We start from the raw sequence: 19745 nt of genomic DNA, 5'->3' as shown, positions 1-19745 counted from the left end.
AGATAATTTCGTAATAGATTCTCATTTCTATCTCTCTTTTATCTGAAACAAAACATTGGAGTTGGTTGTGCTTGACAAGAAAACCCTCAAGTTCCTCCGTGACAGCCTCATTTTTTTCAGGTAATAATGGAAATCGATTTCCAAAGGACCCTGACGACTGTGGGAGCTGATCTTTTCGACCTTTCAGGAAGATGTGCGGTGGTAGTTGGCGGCACCTCGGGGATCGGCAGAGCCATCTCCCTGGGGCTGGCCGAGGCTGGTGCCAATACGGTCGCCAGCTCGCGCACCCTGCAGGCCGTGAACGCCCTCGCCGACGAGCTGGAGAGCGCCGGTCATCGCACCCTCCGCATCGCCAGCGACGCTACCCAGCGCGACTCGCTCGAGGCCCTGCACGCGGCGGTCCTCAAAGAGTTCGGTCGCGTCGACATCCTCGTGAACTGCGCTGGCATCACCAAGCGAGTACCCACGCTGGAGTTGACGGAAGAGACCTGGGCCAACATCCTCGACATCAATCTGACGGGAACCCTGCGCGCCTGTCAGATCTTCGGCCGCACCATGCTGGAGCAGGGCTACGGCCGCGTCATCAATATCGCTTCGCTCTCTACCTTTGTGGCCTTTCGCGATGTAGCCGCATACGGTGCCAGCAAGGCAGGCGTAGGCGCTCTGACCAAATCACTCGCAGTCGAGTGGGCCATGCACGGCGTCTGCGTCAACGCCATCGCCCCCGGCATCTTTCCCACCGACCTCAACCGCAAGCTGCTCGATTCGCCCCGCGGCCACGAGTTGCTGATGCGCACCCCCATGCATCGCTTCGGCGACGTGGAAGAGCTGGTGGGCCCCGCGATCTTCCTGGCCTCAGAGGCCGCCAGCTTCATCACCGGCCAGATCCTGGTCGTGGACGGCGGAACGCTGGCGAGCGGCGTAAACCAGTAGCCGCGCGCCACCCAATACAATCACATACATAAGACCGAAGCGCCGTTTGACAGGCTCGCGTGCCACGGATAAAGTTTGTGACGCGTACAAAATAAACTTCACCGTCATCCAGCCGAAACCGCCGGAGCCCGATCACCCATGAAGTCCAAAAAAAACTTCCCCAAAACTCTCTGTCTGCCGGTACTTCTTCTCGCCACGGTCTCCTCGTGCCTGATCGCTCAGCAGTCGCCGGAGCAGCGCGCGCACGAGCTTGTCTCGAAGATGACGCTCGACGAAAAGATCACCCAGACCATCAACACCTCCGCCGCCATCCCGCGCCTGAACGTGCCCGCCTACGACTGGTGGAACGAGGGCCTGCACGGCGTCGCTCGGTCCGGCTACGCGACACTCTTCCCGCAGGCCATAGGCCTCGCTTCCACGTGGGACACCGACCTGCTGCACGAGGTCGCCACCTCCATCTCGGTCGAGGCGCGCGCCAAGTACAACGAGGCCATCCGCAACAACGTTCATTCCATCTACTTCGGCCTCTCCATCTGGTCGCCGAACATCAATATCTTCCGCGATCCACGCTGGGGACGCGGCCAGGAGACCTACGGCGAAGACCCCTTCCTGACCAGCCGCCTCGGTATGTCCTTCGTGCGCGGCCTCCAGGGCGAAGACCCCGAACACCCCCGCGTCATCGCAACCCCGAAGCACTTCGCCGTCCACAGCGGCCCCGAGTCCACGCGTCATAGCGCCAACATCGACCCCACCCCATACGACCTATGGGACACCTACCTGCCCGCCTTCCGCGCCACCATCGTCGACGCCAAAGCCGACTCGATCATGTGCGCCTACAACGCCGTCGACGGCCAGCCCGCCTGCGCCAGCAAGCTGCTGCTCCACGACATCCTGCGCGGCGAGTGGGGCTTCAAGGGCTTCATCACCTCCGACTGCGGCGCGGTTGACGACTTCTTCGAAAAGAAGGCCCACAACTACTCCGCCGACAAAGCCACAGCCGCAGCCGACGGCATCAAGCTGGGCACCGACACCAACTGCGGCACCACCTACCTGGCCTTAGGCGACGCGGTAAAACGCGGCCTCATCAGCGAGAAGGAGATCGACACATCGCTTGAGCGTCTCTTCGCCGCGCGTTACAAGCTAGGTCTCTTCGACGACCCCTCGCAGGTAGCCTTCGCGAAGATCCCCTTCAGCGAGGTCCGCTCCGCACAGCATCAGGAGACAGCCCTGAAGGCCGCACGCGAGTCGATGGTTCTGCTGCAAAATCGCTCGAACCTGCTACCGCTGCGTGCGAGCACGAAGACCATCGCAGTCATCGGCCCCAACGCGGCAGCATTGTCGGCGATAGAAGGGAACTACAACGCCGTTCCCAGGAACCCGCAGTTGCCGCTGGACGGCATCGCAGCCGAGTTCGGTGCAACTCACGTGTTATACGCGCAAGGTTCCTCCTACGCTGAAGGAGTAACGCTACCCGCGCCGCGCACGCTCTTCCATTCGAACGATGGCAAAGAGGGAATTACCGGCGAGTACTTCTCCAACACCGACTTCTCCGGCACACCCACAGCCACGCGAGTGGACAAAGAGATCGACTTCGACTGGAACTCCGCAGCCCCCGTCGATGGCCTCGATCAATCGAAGTTCTCCGTACGCTGGTCGGGCACGATCACCCCGCCGCAGTCCGGCGACTACGAGTTCCACGCGCGCCTCGCACACTGCTTCCCCTGCTACGACTCGGAGAAGTTCGCGGTCTACCTAGACGACGTGAAGGTTACCTCTTTCGCTAGCCCGGCAGGCAAGGAGTCCCGCGGTAGCGGATCGCCGCGCTTCAACCTGCACTTCGCTGACACGCAGCCGCATAAGCTTCGCGTCGAGTATATCCACGAAGCCCCGCTCTTCGGCGGCGGCTTCACGCTGGAGTGGGTGCCTCCCGCCGACGTCATGCGCCAGCAGGCAGTAGCCATCGCCAAGCAGTCTGACGTAGTCCTGGCCTTCGTCGGCCTGTCGCCCGAGATCGAAGGCGAAGAGATGCCGCTGAAGGTAGAAGGCTTCGCCGGTGGCGACCGCACCGACATCAAGCTGCCCGCAGCCCAGCAGCAACTGCTTGAAGCCGTAGCTGCCACAGGCAAGCCCATCGTGGTGGTGCTCCTCAACGGCAGCGCCCTGGCCATCAACTGGGCGCAACAGCACGCCGCCGCCATCCTCGAAGCCTGGTATCCGGGCGAAGCAGGAGCCCGCGCCATCGCCGAGACGCTCTCCGGCAAGAACAACCCCGGCGGCCGCCTGCCCATTACCTTCTACACCTCCAAGGAGCAGCTTCCTTCCTTCGACGACTACTCCATGTCGAACCGCACCTACCGCTACTTCAAGGGCACACCGCTCTACGGCTTCGGCTACGGCCTCAGCTACACGAGCTTCGCCTACAGCAATGTGAAGCTCTCCACCAGCCACCTGCACGCGGGCGACGACCTCACCGTCGAAGCCGATGTCACCAACACCGGCCACATGGCGGGCGATGAGGTATCCCAGCTCTACCTGCTGCCTCCGTCAACACCCTTGGCGCCTGCACTGGAACTCGAAGCCTTCCAGCGCATCCACCTGGCCCCCGGCGAGAAGCGCCACCTGCTCTTCACGCTTCGTCCACGTCAGCTCTCGCTGGTAGACGCGAAGGGCGACCGCGCCGTCCGCGCAGGGGAGTACCGTATCGCAGTCGGCGGCTCACAGCCGTCATCCAGCGCACCGTCCACTTCATTCGCAATCGAAGGCTCGCAGCCACTGCCTCACTAACCAGAGTCGTAAAGGGTGCTATGAAGATCACCAGCGCACGCTTGATTATCTGCTCTCCCGACCGCAACTTCGTCACGTTAAAGATCGAGACGGACGAGGGCATCTACGGCCTCGGCGACGCCACGCTGAACGGCCGCGAGCTGGCCGTAGCAAGCTACCTCAGCGAGCACGTCTGCCCCTGCCTCATCGGCCGCGACCCATCCCAGATCGAGGACATCTGGCAGTACCTCTATCGCGGAGCCTACTGGCGGCGCGGCCCCGTCACGATGACCGCCATCGCCGCGGTCGACGTCGCGCTCTGGGACATCAAGGGCAAGGCCCTCAACACGCCGGTCTACAACCTGCTCGGCGGCAAGAGCCGCGACGGCGTCATGGTCTACGCCCACGCCAACGGCCGCGACATCGACGAGACCGTCGATTCGGTACGCAAGGAGATGGAGCTGGGCTACATCGCCGTGCGCGCGCAGAGCGGCATCCCCGGCATGTCCGGCACCTACGGCGTGCCCAAGGGCACCAAGGCGTACGAGCCCGCCGAGCGCGGCCTGCCCAGCGAAAGCCTATGGTCCAGCGAGCGTTACCTGCGCGCCGCGCCCAAGCTCTTCGAGCGTCTGCGCGTCGAGCTAGGCGAAGACGTTCACCTCCTCCACGATGTACACCACCGCCTGACCCCCATTGAAGCCGCCCGCCTCGGCAAAGCACTCGAGCCCGCAAACCTCTTCTGGATGGAAGACCCCGTTCCCGCCGAGCTGCAAGAGGGCTTCAAGCTCATCCGCGAGCACACGACCACCCCCATCGCCACCGGCGAGGTCTTCAACTCCTTCTGGGACGCGCACGATCTCATCCGCAACCAGTGGATCGACTACCTGCGCATGACCATCGTCCACGGCGGCGGCCTCACCGCGCTCAAGAAGGCTGCCGACTTCGCCGCCATCTACCACGTCCGCACGGGCTGCCACGGAGCCACCGATCTCTCTCCTGTAACGATGGCGGCGGCACTGCACTTCGGTCTGTCGATCCACAACTTCGGCGTGCAGGAGCACATGCGCCACAGCGCCCTCACCGACGCAGTCTTTCCCCACGAGTACACCTTTAGCGCGGGCTACATGTACCCCGGTGACAAGCCCGGCCTCGGCGTCGATATCGACGAGACGCTGGCCGCGAAGTACCCCTACGAACGCGCCTACCTACCGCTGGCCCGCAAGCTCGACGGCACCCTCACAGACTGGTAGCCACTGCCAGCAACGAAAGGACGTATCCGTGAGATCGACTCGCAGAATCCTTGGTATAGCATTGGTGCTTGTCAGCGGTGTAAGCAGCATCTTCGCGCAGTCGTCCTCCGTCGTGGTCAGCGCCGCATCCGTACCCGACAGCCAGGCCGCATGGCTGCGCTATCAGCCCCTGGGCGAAGCGAAAAGCCTCTACGCAAAGCTCCCATCGGTCCTTTGGAACGCAAGTAGCGGACCCACCTCACAGAGCGCATCGGAAGAACTCCATACCGGCCTCGAGCGGATGCTGGGCAAGCCGTTCAGCACCGCTGCCACGCTCCCCGCTCATGGAGACGCATTGGTTCTGGGCACCTCAAAGAGCCTAGCCGCCGCTGGCATCACAACTGCGCCCGTTGCAGAAGAAGGCTTTCGCATCGAGCGCGTCAGGCAGAAGGGAAGAGACCTCTGGGTCGTCACTGGAGGCTCGGAACGCGGCGAGCTATACGGCACCTTCCGATTGCTTTCCATGATCGCCGCAGGCACGCCGCTGCCACAGCAGCCCCTGATCGAAGAGCCCGCAAACAAGATCCGCTGGATCAACCAGTGGGACAACCTCAACGGCTCCATCGAGCGCGGCTACGGTGGCCGCTCCATCTTCTTCGACGACGGCCATGTCCGCGCCGACCTCACGCGCCCCGCCGAGTACGCCCGCCTGCTGGCCTCCATCGGCATCAACGGCGTCACCATCAACAACGTCAACTCCGACCTGCGCACCCTCACCCCCGAGATGATCGAAGAGATCGCCCGCGTCGCCGACGTCTTCCGTCCCTGGGGCGTCCGGCTCTCGCTCTCGGTCGATCTCTCCAGCCCCCAGGTCGTCGGCAAGCTTCCCACCTTCGACCCGCTCGATCCCACCGTAGCTGCCTGGTGGCAGAAGACCGTCGATCAGATCTACACCCGCATCCCCGACTTCGCGGGCTTCGTCGTCAAGGCCGACAGCGAAGGCCGCGCCGGCCCATCGCAGTACGGCCGCACCCCCGCCGAGGCCGCTAACGTGCTCGCCCGCGCCCTCCAGCCCCACGGCGGTCTGGTCCTCTACCGCGGTTTCGTCTACAACCACCACCTCGACTGGAACGACCTGAAGGCCGACCGCGCCCGCGCCGGTTACGACAACTTCCACACCCTCGACGGCAAGTTCGAGCCCAACGTCGTCATCCAGGTCAAGCACGGCCCCATCGACTTCCAGGTCCGCGAGCCGGTCAGCCCTCTCATCCCGGCCCTCCAGCACACTCCCCAGACCATCGAGCTACAGATCACCCAGGAGTACCTCGGCCAGCAACGCCACATGGTCTTCCTCGTGCCCATGTGGAAGTGGGTGCTCGACACCGACATGCGCGTCCCCGACCCCGACGGCAAGGCCCGCCACACCCCGGTCAAGCAGATCGTCTCCGGCCACAGCTTCCGCCAGCCCACCGGCGGCTTCGTCGGCGTGGCCAACGTTGGCCTCGAAGACAACTGGATGCACCACCCCATGGCCCTGGCCAACCTCTACGGCTACGGCAGGCTGGCCTGGAACCCCGACCTCACCAGCGAACAGATCATCGAGCAGTGGACTCGCATGAGCTTCGGCAACGATCCGCTCGTCGTCGCCACCATCGACCGCATCCAGCTCGAAAGCTGGCACGCCTACGAGAACTACTCCGGCCCCCTCGGCATCGGCACCCTCACCGAGATCACCGGCGTCCACTTCGGCCCCGGCATCGAGAGCGCCGAGCGCAACGGCTGGGGCCAGTGGTTCCGCGGCGACTCGAAGGGCATCGGCATGGACCGCACCGTCGCCACCGGCACCGGCTACATCGGCCAGTACCCACCGGAGCTAGCCGCCAAGTATGAGTCGCTAACGACCTGCCCGGATGACCTGCTCCTCTTCATGCACCACGTCCCCTACACGCACCAGCTCCACTCCGGCAAAACAGTCGTCCAGCACGTCTACGACAGCCACTACGAAGGAGCCGCCACCGCAGCCAGTTACTCCACCGAGTGGGCCAAACTGAAGGGCCACGTCGATCCCGCCACCTACACCCAGGTAGCCGACCTCTTCACCTACCAGGCTGGCCACGCCATCGTCTGGCGCGACGCCGTCAACGACTGGTTCCACCGCATCTCCGGCATCGACGACACCGCAGGCCGCGTAGGCCACCACTCCGGCCGCATCGAAGCCGAAAACATGACCCCCGACGGCTACACCCCGGTTGACGTCACCCCGTGGGAGACCGCATCGGGAGGCAAGGCCGTAGCCTGCAACCGCGCCGAAACCTGCACCCTAACCACCAAAACCACCGTTCCCGAAGGCCGTTACAACATAGCCATCCAGTACTTCGACCTGCACAGCGGAACCTCCAGCTTCGACCTGCTCCTGAACGGTCACTCCATCGCCACCTGGAAGGCCAACGCCACCCTCCCGCCGGACCGTCCAGACGTCCGCCTCAACGGCCACACTAGCACTCGTTTCACCACACCACCCGTCGCTCTCCACGCCGGTGACACGCTCGAGCTACGCGGCACCTCCGAGGGCAAGGAACCAGCCCCGGTCGATTACATCGAGCTGACCCCAGCCACTCCCTAGCCAAAGCCCGCACAAATAAAAGAGGCACGGATTATCCGTGCCTCTTTTTGCCTGTAAGCCTTACTTCGTCGGACTAGCCGCCAAAAACGGCGAGCAGCAAGGTTTACCCATCGGCTGGAACTCCATCAGTTCCGCCCGTGTCCCATCCGGATCATAGATATTGAGCTGCCACTTGCTATCCCGCCCAATCTGCGGCGGCGAGTGCTTGGCGTTCAAACGATCCCCCAGATAAAGCACGTTCATCGTCTTCTCCATGTTGAAGACGCCCAGAGCAAAGTGGTTGAGCACGCCCGCCGCGCTCTGCGTCATGGTCGACGGAATCCCGGTCTTCTCCGGCCCCTTCACCGTCATGTACTCCACCCAGTCCGTCCCGTCCGGCACCTGGATCGAGATCCAGTCATGCGCGTCTTCCTTCATGCCGCCGTGCCAGTAAGGCCGGAAGCCCAACACCCGCTGATAAAAGGTATCCTCAGCCTCGGGATCATGCACGATATAGCCCACATGAATCATGTGGTTGCTCAGCGGGTTGTTGGGAACAGCGATAGGATGAGCCGAAGGCTGCACAAACTGCACCCGGTTACCCTCCGGGTCCTTCACCTCAAAGTAGCGGCTGCCGTCACTCACCTGCGTCACCGCATCGGGCACCGCGATACCTTGCGCGCCCAGGTACTTGCGCAGCGCCTCGGCGTTGGCAGTGTTGTACCCAGCATGGTCGAAGCGATTCACCCCCGCTCCCGCAGGTAAGGGAAGCACCTCAACAAACTGGATCGGGTTGAAGTAGTAGCGCACCCCGGCCGGGTTCTCGGGATCGATCCCCTTCATCGCACCCAGGTCATGCACGTAGAACTGTTCCGTCTTCGCCGGGTCCTCGCTGTAGACGCTGAGGTGCGAGACACTCGTAATCTTCGGCCGTTCCTGGCCGACCGCTCCGCTAACCCCATACCCAAGCAGGGAAACGCATACTACTGCCAACCCCGCTGCTTTATTCCATCCCATCATCGCCCTCGCATCCGCCTTCAAATTACTCATTAGGAATCAAAGTATAGCCCGATCCGGCTACTACTGGCCTGCGTTGCTTCCGCCGTTGGCAGCACTGGCCGCGTGCGCAGCCGGAGCGGTCAGGTAACGGCTTGCAAACTCAATAAACGTCGGCCAGTTCGGCACCGGAGTATGCCCTCCGCTATGCTGACGAAACGCCAGATCTCCACCAATCAGCGGCGTCTCCATCGGCGGAAACTCCGTCGTAGCCAGATCCTTCTTTCCCAGCAGCCGATACACCGGCCCAGCCGCGACGGCGGCCATAAACATCCCCTTCGCATCCACCCAGCCGTCCCCGGCAGCCAGAGCGCCACCGCTGATGAACACCGGCCGCGGCGCGCACAGCGCAATCAGCTCATGCGCATCCACCGGCAGATCTTTCCACTGCAAAGGCCCCGCATACTTCAGAAAGTTACCCGCCATCCAGTGATACTCGTTGGTCCCGGCCACATTCTCGACGATCTCGCCCCAGTTCCTCCGGCTCAGCTTGGCTCCTCCCTCGCCCGACGAGCTGACATAAGCAATCGCAAACCGAGGCTCATAAGCCATCGCCACCACTGTCGCCTTGCCATAGCGCGAGTGGCCCTCGATCCCTACCTGCTTCGCGTCCACGGCCTTGTCAGTCTCAAAGTAATCGAGCGCCCGGCTCGCGCCCCACGCCCACGCCCGCAACGCTCCCCAGTCGTCCAGCTTGCGCGGCTGGCCCTTGTTCACCAGCCCGATAATCCCCTCGGTCAGCCCCCCGCCGTTATCCGCCTGGATGCTTGCCGGGCTCAGCTCCGCATATCCCCAACCCTTTGCCAGCACCTGCTGCTGCCACGTCGGTCCCGGCGGCGGTGGCGGGGGAGCCGAAGCGCCCGGACGAACCGGCCTCGGCCCGATAAATCCAAACTCCATCATCACCGGCACCGGCCCGCTGGCCTTGGCCGGAGTCGTCAGCTCCAACTGAATATCGACCGTAATCAGGGGATAGGCGGAGTTGTCCACATGCCCCACCAGGCTTTTGGTCACGATGGGCACATCGCCGTTCATGCCCTCCTTCGTGCTCTTCACCTCCCACGTCACCTTGGGAGTGTTCTTCGGCATCCGGCCGTAGATCTCGCGGTCGAAGAGCTCAAACAGCTCCGGCCTGCGCACGTTCCACCACACCTTCGCCGACGTCACCTTCTTGCCGTTGTTCAATACCAACGGGTCCGGAAGCCCCACAATGGGGTTCGCCTTGCTCTCATCGTAGTTGGCAAAGCTAGGGTCCTGCGGGTTCGTCCCATTGCGCCCCGGCCGGATCGACGTCATGTGCAGTTGCTCCATGACGCGCTGATGATCCTGCTCGGACGTCAGGTGCACGACCGGTGGGTACGTCGCCTGCCCTCGTGCTGCATTGCCTGCAAGCCCGGTTGTTAGTGCCAGGATCAAAACCACAGCCTGCCGATGTCTGTTCATTTCCTTACCCTCGTTGGTCTAGCGGAAGATGATTTATACGGTATGACAATAAAGTAAGCGTCGCCGTTCTACGAGGACAGAGCTATGGCTGTCAAGGATTTTGTAAAGCGGCTAGTATTTCTTGGGAAATAAGCAACTTACATTCCATGCTTTATTTATGCGCAGGACGAAGTAAATCTGTCCTCATTCAGGGAACAGCTTCAGCCGCTGAGGAATAGACCTCCTTCGCGGAGGGCAGTCACTTCGTGACCTTCATACTTGTCTCGATGACTCAAAGTGCAAAGGTCCTCCCGTTGGCCGGAAACAAGCAATGCTCGTTTCCGGCCAATGGGAGGACCTCAGAAGATCACTCGCCCATTAAGCTAAGCGATGGGTGTCCCAGCCGCCCTGTAAATTGCCTCGATAGCGAGCAGATCCTTCAACCCCTCTTCACCCGCCGCAAGAGGCTCCTTGTCGTTGCGAACACAGTCGGAGAAGTGGTCGGCCTCTAGCGTGAACTGATAAGGATGCTGCTGGGTCGCACTAAGATCCACCGGCTCGCGCCCGATCCGTCCGCCCACATGGCCCTTGTCGTAGTTGAATGCCGGGCTGAACTCCAGATACCCCTTCGTCCCATTGACGGTCAACATGCTCGGCCCGCTCTGCCCATACGAGGTCCCGCACTTGGCGATGATTCCGGAGGGGAACTCCATCGTCCACTCCATCGACTGCTCCATCTCCGCAAAGCGCCCCGAGTGGTCCATCGTCGAGACCACCGCCGTAAACTTCTTTGGCTCCTCTTTGGTGATGTGACGAATCGCGTTCAGCGGATAGACCCCAAGATCCATAATCGGCCCACCGCCTGCCAGAGCCTTGTTCAGCCTCCACTGCGGAGCCTTCATCTGCGCGTAATAGCCGCCGGTGAACGACTGGATATCCCCGATATCGCCCGCCTCGATCATCGCAATGGCCTTCTTCCACGTTGGCTCATACTGAATGCGGTACGCGATCATCAGCTTCACATTTGCTTTCTTGCACGCGGCGATCATCGCCCGGCACTCCTCGCTCGAGACGGCCATCGGCTTCTCGCAGAGCACATGCTTGCCCGCCTGCGCCGCCCGCACCGTGTATTCCTTGTGCATACTGTTGGGCAGACCGATGTACACCGCGTCCACGTCTTTGTTCTCGCGGATGCGGTCGAACTGCTCGTACGTATAGATCGAGCTTTTGGGGATGCCGTACATCTCCGCATACTTCACGCCCTTGGTGTCGGGATGGCCGGTCACCAGTGCGGTAATCTTCGAGCTTTGCGTAGCCTGACAGCCGCGCATGAAGATATCGGAGATCGTTCCCAACCCAACCGCGGCATAGCCGACGGGCTTACCCGTAGGGGTGTTCTGCGCGGACGCAGGCAGATAGCTCGAGGCCAGGGCGAGTGTAGAAAGCTTAGTGAAATCGCGACGGTTCATGCCCACAACTCTAAGCCGAGAAGGTGAAGATGTCGAGAGCTAAGCCACAGACCAGGGCTCCCTATCTCCAGCCTCTGATCCATGCCTTTCAACCAACGGTTGTCTTTGCCGTTGCCTGTTCTTTTGGTTGTCATTCAGGAGCGAAGCGAAGGAATCTGCCGTTGCTTTTGTTCTTGCCGTTGCTTCTGGGGTAGGTCCGGGCTTTAGCCCGGACATTAAAAACATGCACGGATGCGGACTCTAGCCCTCGAGGTATGCTTTCTTCTCCCGAGCCACAAAAAAACCGGCCCCAGCACTGACCTTCGTCAGTCTGGGGCCGGATTTCAAGCTGCATCAGTTAGTTGGTCAGGCTGTTGAACAGCAGTTTGAACGTCCCATAGGTCTGCGCGCGGTGCTGGGTGCGGAAGCCCACCAGAATCACCTTGCCCTTGCCCATCTCAGCCGAGATCATCGCCGCCTTGCCCTGGATCAGACCCTGACCCACCAGCCAGCCGCTCTGCAAAAGATCCCGGTTCTTCTGGTAGCTCACAATCACCGAGTACTTCTCGTTCGACTGGCTCGGAGCAATCTCGAAGACCGGATCGCCCTGAAGGAACAGCGCCAGCCCGTCCTTCGGCATACCGTAAGCCAGCGGGTTCGTCGTGTCGAAGTCCACCTTCAGCGTGGACCCAGGGCACCAGAACTGCTTGGTGGTAGCGTTGGCCAGAATATTGCGCGCATGCACGCCCAGCCGGTCGATGGCGAAGTTGCTTGCCATGCCCAGCGTCACCACGGTGCCGCCCTGCTGCACAAAGGTCTTCAGCGAGGTCACGCCATCAGCCCCCATGCCGCTGCGGTACTCCGGCGGATAGTCCGTCGCCGAGCCACGCTCACCGCCGCCGCCACGTCCTCCCGTTCCCGGCTCGCCCGTCAGCGTCGTCGTCGCATCGTCCGGCAGGATAATGACGTCGTACTTCGCATTCAGGTCGCCCTTCTTGATCTCCGGGTCAAAGATGTTGACCGAGTTATAGCCCCACTGCTCCAGCAGCCAGCGCGTCCAGCCCTCGTCCACGTTGCCGCCAAAGTAGCGCTGGTACAGGCCAATCCGCAGGTGCTTCAGCTCGTGCGTCGAGCCAGCCGGAATCGAGGCCACCGGCAGAAAGTCCACGCCGGTCTTGGTCGCGATCTCCTTCATATCGGCCTCAGAGCCCTTGCCGACCACGAAGTCGCCCAGCGTCAGGCCGTCGCCAGCCTTATCCACTCGGCTTACCTTCACACCCTTGTTCTGAAGCAGGTTCACCGCCATAAAGGTGTTGTCGAGCTTCGCGCTCAGCGTGTATCCCGCGCTGCCCGCCTGCACCTTGCCCGGAGCCAGTGGAGCCGCCGTAATCAGTTGCAGATCCGCGTTGATCGGCCCGGCCACCGGATCGACCCGCACACCCATGAACTCGTACATCGTGTCGGTCGAGAGGTCGTACGGACGGATAGGATCGCCGTTCTTATCCCGCGTCCAGTCGTTATCGGGGAAGAAGTTCTTATCCAGCAGGTTCTTGATAAGACCCATCTTCGGTTGCGCCGTCGTGATGACGTAGGTGCCCGCCTCGTAGCTGCGTCCATCGGCGGTGGTAAAGGGCTTACCCGCCTTCTGGATATCAATACCCTGAACCAGCAGCTTCTGAATCATCAGGTTCGCAGTAATGGGATCGTGCTGCGTAGTCGGAACTACATAAGCCTGCACATCGCTCTTGGCCCCGCGCTCAGTCTGCCGGACAGCCTTCTGATACGCATTCCAAAGCACCGTCTCACGGTTCTTCGAGGCAATCTCGAGCGCCGCCCACGCAGAGGTCTTCTGCATATCGACGATGTTGCGCAGGTGCCACCATCCGCCCGGCCACGGGTCCGGGAAGATCGTCTCCTCCTCGTACTTCGGCAGGTTGCGCGCGCCGCCTTGTAGCTGCTCGGGCAGAATGTACATCGGGGTCGCCAGCTTGGCGCTCGCCGACTCCGTCAACATGCCGTCGATGTTATGGAACGGCGTAATCCAGTGGAAGCCGAAGTGTCCCCAGCCCGAGTAGATGGCGTTGTTGATCGCGCCCGTATACCCGTTCTCAGACTCCTTGTACGCCATTTGCGCGCCATACCAGGCCACCTCGCGCCACGTCAGCGGATCGGCATAAGGCCGACCCGGCTCCGCATAGGGCGGCAGCGAGATACGCGGGCCATAGCTTCCCATGTGGTGGTGATCGACATAGACCTCAGGCCGCCAGTTCGTAAACAGGATGCTGGCCATGTACTGCGACTCCCGCATCTGCGTCATAAACGCGTCGCGGTTATCGTCGTGGCCGATGTACTTCGCATACAAGGAGGGGTAGTTCACACCTTCATACGGAGTCCCCAGCGTCTTGTTGTACCAGTCCGTCACCATCAGCTCGCCGTCGGGATTGAAACACGGAACCTCAATAAAGACGACGTTATCGAGGATGCGCTGCGTATCCTCATCCTTGCGCGTCAGCAGGTCGTAGGCCAGCTCCGGAGCCATCTGGGTTCCGCCGATCTCGGTCGCGTGCATACTCATCGACTGCACGATGACGACCTTGCCCGCGCCCACCAGCTTCTTGATCTCATCGACCGGCGTGTTGCCCGGATGCACGATCGTCAGGTTGTTCTTCTGGATCGTGTCGAGGTTCTGCATGTTCTTCGCCGAGGTGATAATCACCATCAGGAACGGATTGTCATTCATGGTCGGCCCCATGTTGATGACCTTCATCCGGCCGCCGCTCTGCTTCTCGATGACCCCGTAGTAGTCCACGATCTTGTCCCAGCGCGCCATGTGGCGGTCGGCGCCCAGTTGGAAGCCGAAGAACTTATCCGGCGGGGTAACGGTCGTCTGGGCCGCGAGCGAGCCCGTCATCACGGATGCCAAAGCAATGGCGCTTAGCCAACAGGTATTGCGAAGAGAGCGCATAGGACGGTGAAGCCTCCAGAGTTCAGCAAATGGACTGCTTGAAAAACAGGGACAACAAAAACAGGAAAGACAAGGCCCTGCGCAAGGCAAAGTGCCCGCGCATTGACAGCGAAGTCATGTTACAGAACAGTTGTGGGTACGCGGGCAGTGTAACCGCCCATGGCCTCAAAGTCCAAGGACTAAAAACGTGGAAAAAGGCTGACGGATAAACTATTCAGATAGTAGCTACTGGTTTTGCTGTAACTATCGTTTCCGGGCAGTCCTGAGTTTTAGCTCGGAATTTGCATCCCGAACACAGTAAACTCATAGAAACAATCACACTCAGGACACCATCAGAAAGGCAACACGTGAAGGCACTTGTGAAATCCCAGGCCGCGCCCGGCCTCTGGCTCCAGGACGTTCCTGAGCCGGAAATGGGCATCAACGACGTCAAGATTCGCGTCCTCGCCACCGGCATCTGCGGCACCGACCTGCACATCTACCAGTGGGACTCGTGGGCTCAGAAGACCATTCCGGTGGGCCTCACCATCGGCCACGAGTTCGTCGGCGAGGTCGTGGCCTTCGGTTCGAACGTCATGGACATCAAGGTCGGCCAACTCGTCAGCGGCGAAGGCCACGTCGTCTGCGGCCGTTGCCGCAACTGCCTCGCCGGACGCCGTCATCTCTGCGCCAACACACTCGGCGTGGGTGTGCAGCGCAACGGCTGCTTCGCCGAGTTCATCGTGCTGCCCATGACCAACATCTGGAGCCACGCGCCCGGCATCCCCACCGAGATCGCGGCCATCTTCGACCCGCTCGGCAACGCGGTGCACACGGCGCTGGCGTTCCCCCCGCTGGGAGAGGACGTGCTGGTTACCGGAGCCGGTCCCATCGGCGTCATGGCCGCCGCGGTGGCCAAGCACGCGGGCGCGCGCCATGTCGTCATCTCCGATCCCAACCCCTACCGCCGCGAGCTGGCAGAGAAGGTCGGCGTCACCCGCGCCGTCAACCCGCTCGAGACCTCGCTCAAGGACGTGATGGCCGAGCTGAACATGCACGAGGGTTTCGACCGCGGCCTCGAGATGTCTGGCAACCCCGCCGCCTTCAAGGACATGCTCGCCAACATGAGCCACGGCGGCAAGATCGCCATCCTGGGCATCCCCTCGCAGGAGATCGCGATCGACTGGAACAGCGTCGTCTTCAACCAGTTGACGCTGCGCGGCATCTACGGCCGCGAGATGTACGAGACCTGGTACATGATGACGGTGATGCTCGAGTCCGGCCTGGATATCTCGCCGGTCATCACGCACCGCCTCAACTGGAAGGACTACGAGCAGGGCTTCGAAGCCATGCGCACCGGCAACTCAGGCAAGGTCGTCCTCGACTGGAGCGACGTCAGCTAAATTGAACCAATAATCGTTACAAATAAATGGCTGCGCCGCACTGGCGTAGCCATTTTGTCATGAACGATGATTGGAATGCTGTTGTTCTTGTCGTTGTTCTTGTCGTTGTTCTTGTCGTTGTTCTTGTCGTTGTTCTTGTCGTTGTTCTTGTCGTTGTTCTTGTCGTTGTTCTTGTCGTTGCTTGTTTTCTTGGTTGTCATTCAGGAGCGAAGCGGAGGAATCTGCTTTTGCCGTTGCCGTTGCTTTTGCTTCTGGGGTAGGTCCGGGCTTTAGCCCGGACATTAAAAACATGCACAGATGCGGGCTTTAGCCCCCGAGGTATGCTTTCTTCACCCCAGCCCCATATCCGGGTGCCCATGTCTCGCGTCTGAGACATGGGTTTCAACCGAGCCACCCCACCCCACCACGACAAACCCCACCCCACAATGAGATCGTGGATGCAGAGGCCCACATGCCACTCGCCCCACTCGACATCCGCCCCAGCCGCGACCCCCGCTACCCCGCAGGCTCAGCCTTCCTGCCGCCGCTCCTCTCAGGCATGTTCCGCCGCATCGACGCCACCGAATCCATCACCCGCCTGGCCACCCGCTTCGGCGACCTGGTCCATACCACCGCCTTCGGCCGCCACATCTACCAACTCAACCACCCAACCTTGATCGAAGACTTCTTCCTGAAGGACGCGGCCAAACACCATCGCGGCATGGTGATGCAGCGCGCCCGCGTCATCCTCGGCGACGGTCTGCTGACCTCCGAAGAACCGACCCACATGCGCCAGCGCCGTCTGGCCCAACCCGCCTTCCACCGCCAGCGCATCGCCGCCTACGGCGAGACCATCGGCAGGGAAGCAGTCCGCATCTCCGCAAGCTGGCAGCCCGGCACCACCACCGACCTCCACGAGTCCATGCTCGAACTGGCCCTGCGCATCGTCGGCAAGTGCCTCTTCGACCTCGACGTGAACTCACGTGACGAGGTCCGTCGCATCTCTGCCGCGGTCGACGCCTTCATGGGCTTCCTGCCGCTGGCGCTGCTCCCGTTCTCCACGCAGATCCAGCGCCTGCCCCTGCCCGCCATGCGCCGCATCCGTCGCGGCCAAGCCGAGCTGGACGCCCTCATCTACGGCATGATCCGCGAGCGCCGCGCCCACCCCGGCGACCGTGGCGACTTGCTTTCCATGCTGATCGAAGCCGCCGACCCCGAAGACCCGTCCTACACCATGAGCGACCAGCAGATCCACGACGAGTGCCTCACCATCCTGCTGGCGGGCCACGAGACCACGGCCAACGCCCTCAGCTTCGCCCTGTGGCTCATGGCCCAGCATCCTGACGTACAGCAACGGCTGCATGCCGAGGCCACAGCCGTCTTCCCCGGCCGCGCCCCCAACGCAGCGGACTACGGAAACCTGCCCTACGCCACGCAGGTCTTCTCGGAGGCTCTCCGCCTCTACCCACCCGTGTGGGTCACGGCCCGCACCTGCGTCGAGCCTTACGAGATCGCGCGCTTCACCATCCCGCGCGGAGCCATCCTGATCGCCCCGCAGTTCGTGGTCCACCGCGACCCGCGCTTCTTCGACGAGCCGCTCCGCTTCAACCCCGACCGCTGGACGGAGGCAGAGCGTTCGCAACGTCCCCGATATACCTTCTTCCCCTTCGCGGCAGGTTCGCGCCAGTGCATCGGCGAGGGGCTGGCCTGGATGGAGGGAGTCCTCTCACTGGCCACCTTTGCCCGCGACTGGCAGCTAACGCCCACTCCCGGCTCGCCCGCCAAAATCGCCGTCAACCCGGCCATCAGCCTGCGTCCGAAGCACGGTTTGGCTCTCAGCCTCAGTCGTCATTAAAAGACAGCAGCAAAAGCGCCCTAACGCCGGGCGGGCGCCACTTCGTGGGGTTTTGGAAGCTGCGCGTGTCTTGAACAGGCGGTAAATTCCGCCCCTCAGTACCAACGTTCCCCCATTCCACCCGTCCAATCCCGAGAAGTACTCTTGCAACACCCGTCATTTGACGAAAGAATAAGAAGGCCCGGCCCTCTACCGCCGCGCCACCGGGAGTTTACCTTGAACCTCTTCGCCAGCTCGACCATCGCCAGCAACCTCCTCCGGAAGACCGCCGCACTCGCCGCCTTCGCAGTTGCCGCCCCTCTGCTCCACGCCGCCCAGCTCTCCAGCGACGGCAAGTCCAGCATCCCCAAGGACATCCAGCAGATCATCGTCGTCGACTACCGCGCCATGCAGAACTCCCCGGCGGCGATGAATCTCAAAGATCGCGTCCTTCCCCCCGAGCTGAAGCGCCTCGAGACAGCGCTCAAGACCTCTGGCCTCAAGGTCGATCAGGACGCCGATACCCTCGCCTTCGCTTCCTTCCGCCAGGGCGGCGCTGATTCCAATAACACCCGCATCGTCGGCATCGCGCAGGGCCAGTTCCACACCAACGCCATCATGGCCAACTTCCTCAAGCAGAAGACCAAGCCGGTTGTCGTGCGCAACAACAGCATCTATCCGCTGGGTTCGGCGGGCATGAGCGTCGTCTTCCTGAACCAGACCACGATGGTCTTCGGCGACCGCGACGCGGTGCGGGCCGCCATCGACGCCCGCGACGGCCTCACCCAGAACTTCCTGGCCAACGCCGATATGGTCAACGAGATGACCGCCGTGGACAGCAAGGCGATCTGGAGCCTGCTCGACCAGAAGGGCACGCAGAACATGATGCGCGGCGTGATGGGCGACGCGGCGGGGCTGGCAGACTACGACACGGTCCGCAACCGCATGAAGAGCTCCCGTTACACGATGGACTTCTCGAACGGCGTCAAGTTCGAGATGGCCGTGGTGATGTCCGACACGATCACCGCCGCCACCGCCGCCACTCTGATGAAGGGCGTCTCGATCCTGAAGAAGACCTCCGGCGACCAGATGGAGAAGAACGCGCTCGACGCGACGAACATCGACTCCAACTCGGGCACCCTGACGGTCGATTACTCCTCCTCCGACAGCCAGTTCTCGAGCCTGCTCAGCTCGTCGCTCTTCCAGTCGGTAGTCCACTAATCCCCAGCCAATTAAAAGCAAAGAGGCCTCCGCGCTCCTGCGGAGGCCTCTTCGTTTGAATCCTCACATCCACACCCTTACAACCTTCTAACCCAGCTCTCCTCCGCTTCGGCCTCCCGCGTGCATCACTCTCCGGCATGGACAGCGGAATCTACGCCGTATACACCGGTCTGCTCGCACGCACGCAGGCACTCGACACCGCTTCAAACAACCTGGCCAACGCCAGCACCAGCGGCTTCCGGGCGCAGCGCGACTACTTCAGCAGCCTGCTCTCCTCGGGCCTCGACACCTCCGACGAGGGCTCGCAGGTAGGCAACAGCGTCAACAGCTACGGCATCCTCGGGGGCACCACGGTCGATATGGGCCAGGGTGCTCTGGTGCCCACGGCCAACCCGCTCGATCTCGGCATCCTGGGCACGGGCTTCTTCGCCATCACCACGGCGCAGGGCGTGCGCTACACCCGCGACGGCCAGTTCTCCCGCTCCGCCGCAGGGCAGCTCCAGACCGCCACAGGCGAGCCGGTACTCGACGATCAGGGCAAGCCCATCACGCTGCCCACCGGCAAGATCGAGATCTCCTCCGACGGCATCATCGCAGTAAATGGCGCGATCGCGGGCAAGGTCGGTCTCTACTCCTTTCCGGCCGGTTCGCAGCTAAAGGCCGAGGGCATCAACCGCTTCCTCCCGCCTACCAAGCCCGACGGAACCACCGTAAAACCCACGCTCGGTGGCGGCGTAGTCCACCAGGGCGAGCTTGAAGGCTCCAACCAGGACAGCGTCCACGGCACCATGAACCTCATCCTCATCCAGCGCCAGGCCGAGATGATGCAGAAGGCCCTCAGCCTCTTCCACAACGACTTCGACAAGACCGCCACCGAAGAACTCTCACGCGTATAACCCAGTATTTACGAG

The 19745-nt window shown here is 62.0% G+C and carries 13 protein-coding genes; 8 read left to right on the top strand and 5 right to left on the bottom strand.

Going from position 1 to position 19745, the window contains the following annotated elements; all coding sequences use genetic code 11:
• Nucleotides 1-159 precede the first annotated feature (159 nt).
• The 4 genes from FTO74_RS10635 (at nt 160) to FTO74_RS10620 (ending at nt 7548) form a co-directional block, all read left to right on the top strand.
• The gene (locus FTO74_RS10635) at nt 160-933 is read left to right on the top strand and encodes an SDR family oxidoreductase (RefSeq protein ID WP_255462189.1); all 774 of its coding nucleotides are present in this window, start codon (nt 160-162) and stop codon (nt 931-933) included.
• 138 nt (nt 934-1071) lie between these two features.
• Nucleotides 1072-3717, top strand: a complete 2646-nt coding sequence (locus FTO74_RS10630; RefSeq protein ID WP_162538127.1) for a glycoside hydrolase family 3 C-terminal domain-containing protein — start codon at nt 1072-1074, stop codon at nt 3715-3717.
• A gap of 20 nt (nt 3718-3737) precedes the next feature.
• The gene (manD, locus tag FTO74_RS10625; protein WP_162538126.1) at nt 3738-4946 is read left to right on the top strand and encodes a D-mannonate dehydratase ManD; all 1209 of its coding nucleotides are present in this window, start codon (nt 3738-3740) and stop codon (nt 4944-4946) included.
• Between the two features lie 28 nt (nt 4947-4974).
• Entirely contained in the window at nt 4975-7548 is a 2574-nt protein-coding gene (locus FTO74_RS10620) for an alpha-glucuronidase family glycosyl hydrolase (protein WP_162538125.1), read from the top strand.
• A 60-nt stretch (nt 7549-7608) separates the two neighbouring features.
• On the opposite strand, the gene FTO74_RS10615 is transcribed toward FTO74_RS10620, so the two are convergent.
• The 4 genes from FTO74_RS10615 to FTO74_RS10600 all read right to left on the bottom strand — a co-directional run bounded on the left by FTO74_RS10615 (nt 7609) and on the right by FTO74_RS10600 (nt 14418).
• Nucleotides 7609-8577: a VOC family protein gene (locus FTO74_RS10615; RefSeq protein WP_220398998.1), complete on the bottom strand. Its 969-nt coding sequence runs from the start codon at nt 8575-8577 to the stop codon at nt 7609-7611.
• Nucleotides 8578-8607: 30 nt separating this feature from the next.
• Entirely contained in the window at nt 8608-10026 is a 1419-nt protein-coding gene (locus FTO74_RS10610) for an acetylxylan esterase (RefSeq protein WP_162538124.1), read from the bottom strand.
• Nucleotides 10027-10388: 362 nt separating this feature from the next.
• Entirely contained in the window at nt 10389-11474 is a 1086-nt protein-coding gene (locus FTO74_RS10605; protein ID WP_162538123.1) for a Gfo/Idh/MocA family oxidoreductase, read from the bottom strand.
• A gap of 337 nt (nt 11475-11811) precedes the next feature.
• Nucleotides 11812-14418, bottom strand: coding sequence for a M14 family metallopeptidase (locus tag FTO74_RS10600; RefSeq protein ID WP_220398997.1), 2607 nt, complete (start codon nt 14416-14418; stop codon nt 11812-11814).
• Nucleotides 14419-14765: 347 nt separating this feature from the next.
• Here FTO74_RS10600 and tdh point away from each other — a divergent pair, with 347 nt between their 5' ends.
• On the top strand, nt 14766-15800 hold the full coding sequence (gene tdh, locus FTO74_RS10595) for an L-threonine 3-dehydrogenase (RefSeq protein WP_162538121.1): 1035 nt from the start codon (nt 14766-14768) through the stop codon (nt 15798-15800).
• Here the strand turns inward: tdh and FTO74_RS10590 are convergent.
• Nucleotides 15797-16000 (bottom strand): hypothetical protein, encoded by a 204-nt coding sequence (locus FTO74_RS10590; protein WP_162538120.1) that lies wholly within the window; start codon nt 15998-16000, stop codon nt 15797-15799. The genes tdh and FTO74_RS10590 overlap by 4 nt on opposite strands.
• A 251-nt stretch (nt 16001-16251) precedes the next feature.
• Here FTO74_RS10590 and FTO74_RS10585 point away from each other — a divergent pair, with 251 nt between their 5' ends.
• The 3 genes from FTO74_RS10585 to FTO74_RS10575 all read left to right on the top strand — a co-directional run bounded on the left by FTO74_RS10585 (nt 16252) and on the right by FTO74_RS10575 (nt 19730).
• Nucleotides 16252-17634 carry a cytochrome P450 gene (locus FTO74_RS10585; RefSeq protein ID WP_255462187.1) on the top strand — a complete coding sequence of 461 codons (1383 nt, stop codon included), beginning with the start codon at nt 16252-16254 and terminating at the stop codon, nt 17632-17634.
• Between the two features lie 216 nt (nt 17635-17850).
• On the top strand, nt 17851-18834 hold the full coding sequence (locus tag FTO74_RS10580; protein ID WP_162538119.1) for a hypothetical protein: 984 nt from the start codon (nt 17851-17853) through the stop codon (nt 18832-18834).
• Between the two features lie 137 nt (nt 18835-18971).
• Nucleotides 18972-19730, top strand: coding sequence for a flagellar hook basal-body protein (locus tag FTO74_RS10575; protein ID WP_162538118.1), 759 nt, complete (start codon nt 18972-18974; stop codon nt 19728-19730).
• Nucleotides 19731-19745 lie beyond the last annotated feature (15 nt).

Origin of the sequence: Granulicella sp. WH15 (assembly GCF_009914315.1) — a bacterium.
Taxonomy (GTDB): domain Bacteria; phylum Acidobacteriota; class Terriglobia; order Terriglobales; family Acidobacteriaceae; genus Edaphobacter.
Note: the sequence above shows the minus strand (reverse complement) of the source record. Positions and strands in the feature narration are given on the sequence as shown.

Bases quoted from the DNA above. Each gene is read 5' to 3' on its own strand.
- FTO74_RS10610 (WP_162538124.1), bottom strand. From the start codon at position 10,026: ATGAACAGACATCGGCAGGCTGTGGTTTTGATCCTGGCACTAACAACC.
- FTO74_RS10615 (WP_220398998.1), bottom strand. From the start codon at position 8,577: ATGAGTAATTTGAAGGCGGATGCGAGGGCGATGATGGGATGGAATAAA.
- manD (WP_162538126.1), top strand. From the start codon at position 3,738: ATGAAGATCACCAGCGCACGCTTGATTATCTGCTCTCCCGACCGCAAC.
- FTO74_RS10575 (WP_162538118.1), top strand. From the start codon at position 18,972: ATGGACAGCGGAATCTACGCCGTATACACCGGTCTGCTCGCACGCACG.
- FTO74_RS10600 (WP_220398997.1), bottom strand. From the start codon at position 14,418: ATGCGCTCTCTTCGCAATACCTGTTGGCTAAGCGCCATTGCTTTGGCA.
- FTO74_RS10605 (WP_162538123.1), bottom strand. From the start codon at position 11,474: ATGAACCGTCGCGATTTCACTAAGCTTTCTACACTCGCCCTGGCCTCG.
- FTO74_RS10585 (WP_255462187.1), top strand. From the start codon at position 16,252: ATGCCACTCGCCCCACTCGACATCCGCCCCAGCCGCGACCCCCGCTAC.
- FTO74_RS10630 (WP_162538127.1), top strand. From the start codon at position 1,072: ATGAAGTCCAAAAAAAACTTCCCCAAAACTCTCTGTCTGCCGGTACTT.
- FTO74_RS10590 (WP_162538120.1), bottom strand. From the start codon at position 16,000: ATGACAACCAAGAAAACAAGCAACGACAAGAACAACGACAAGAACAAC.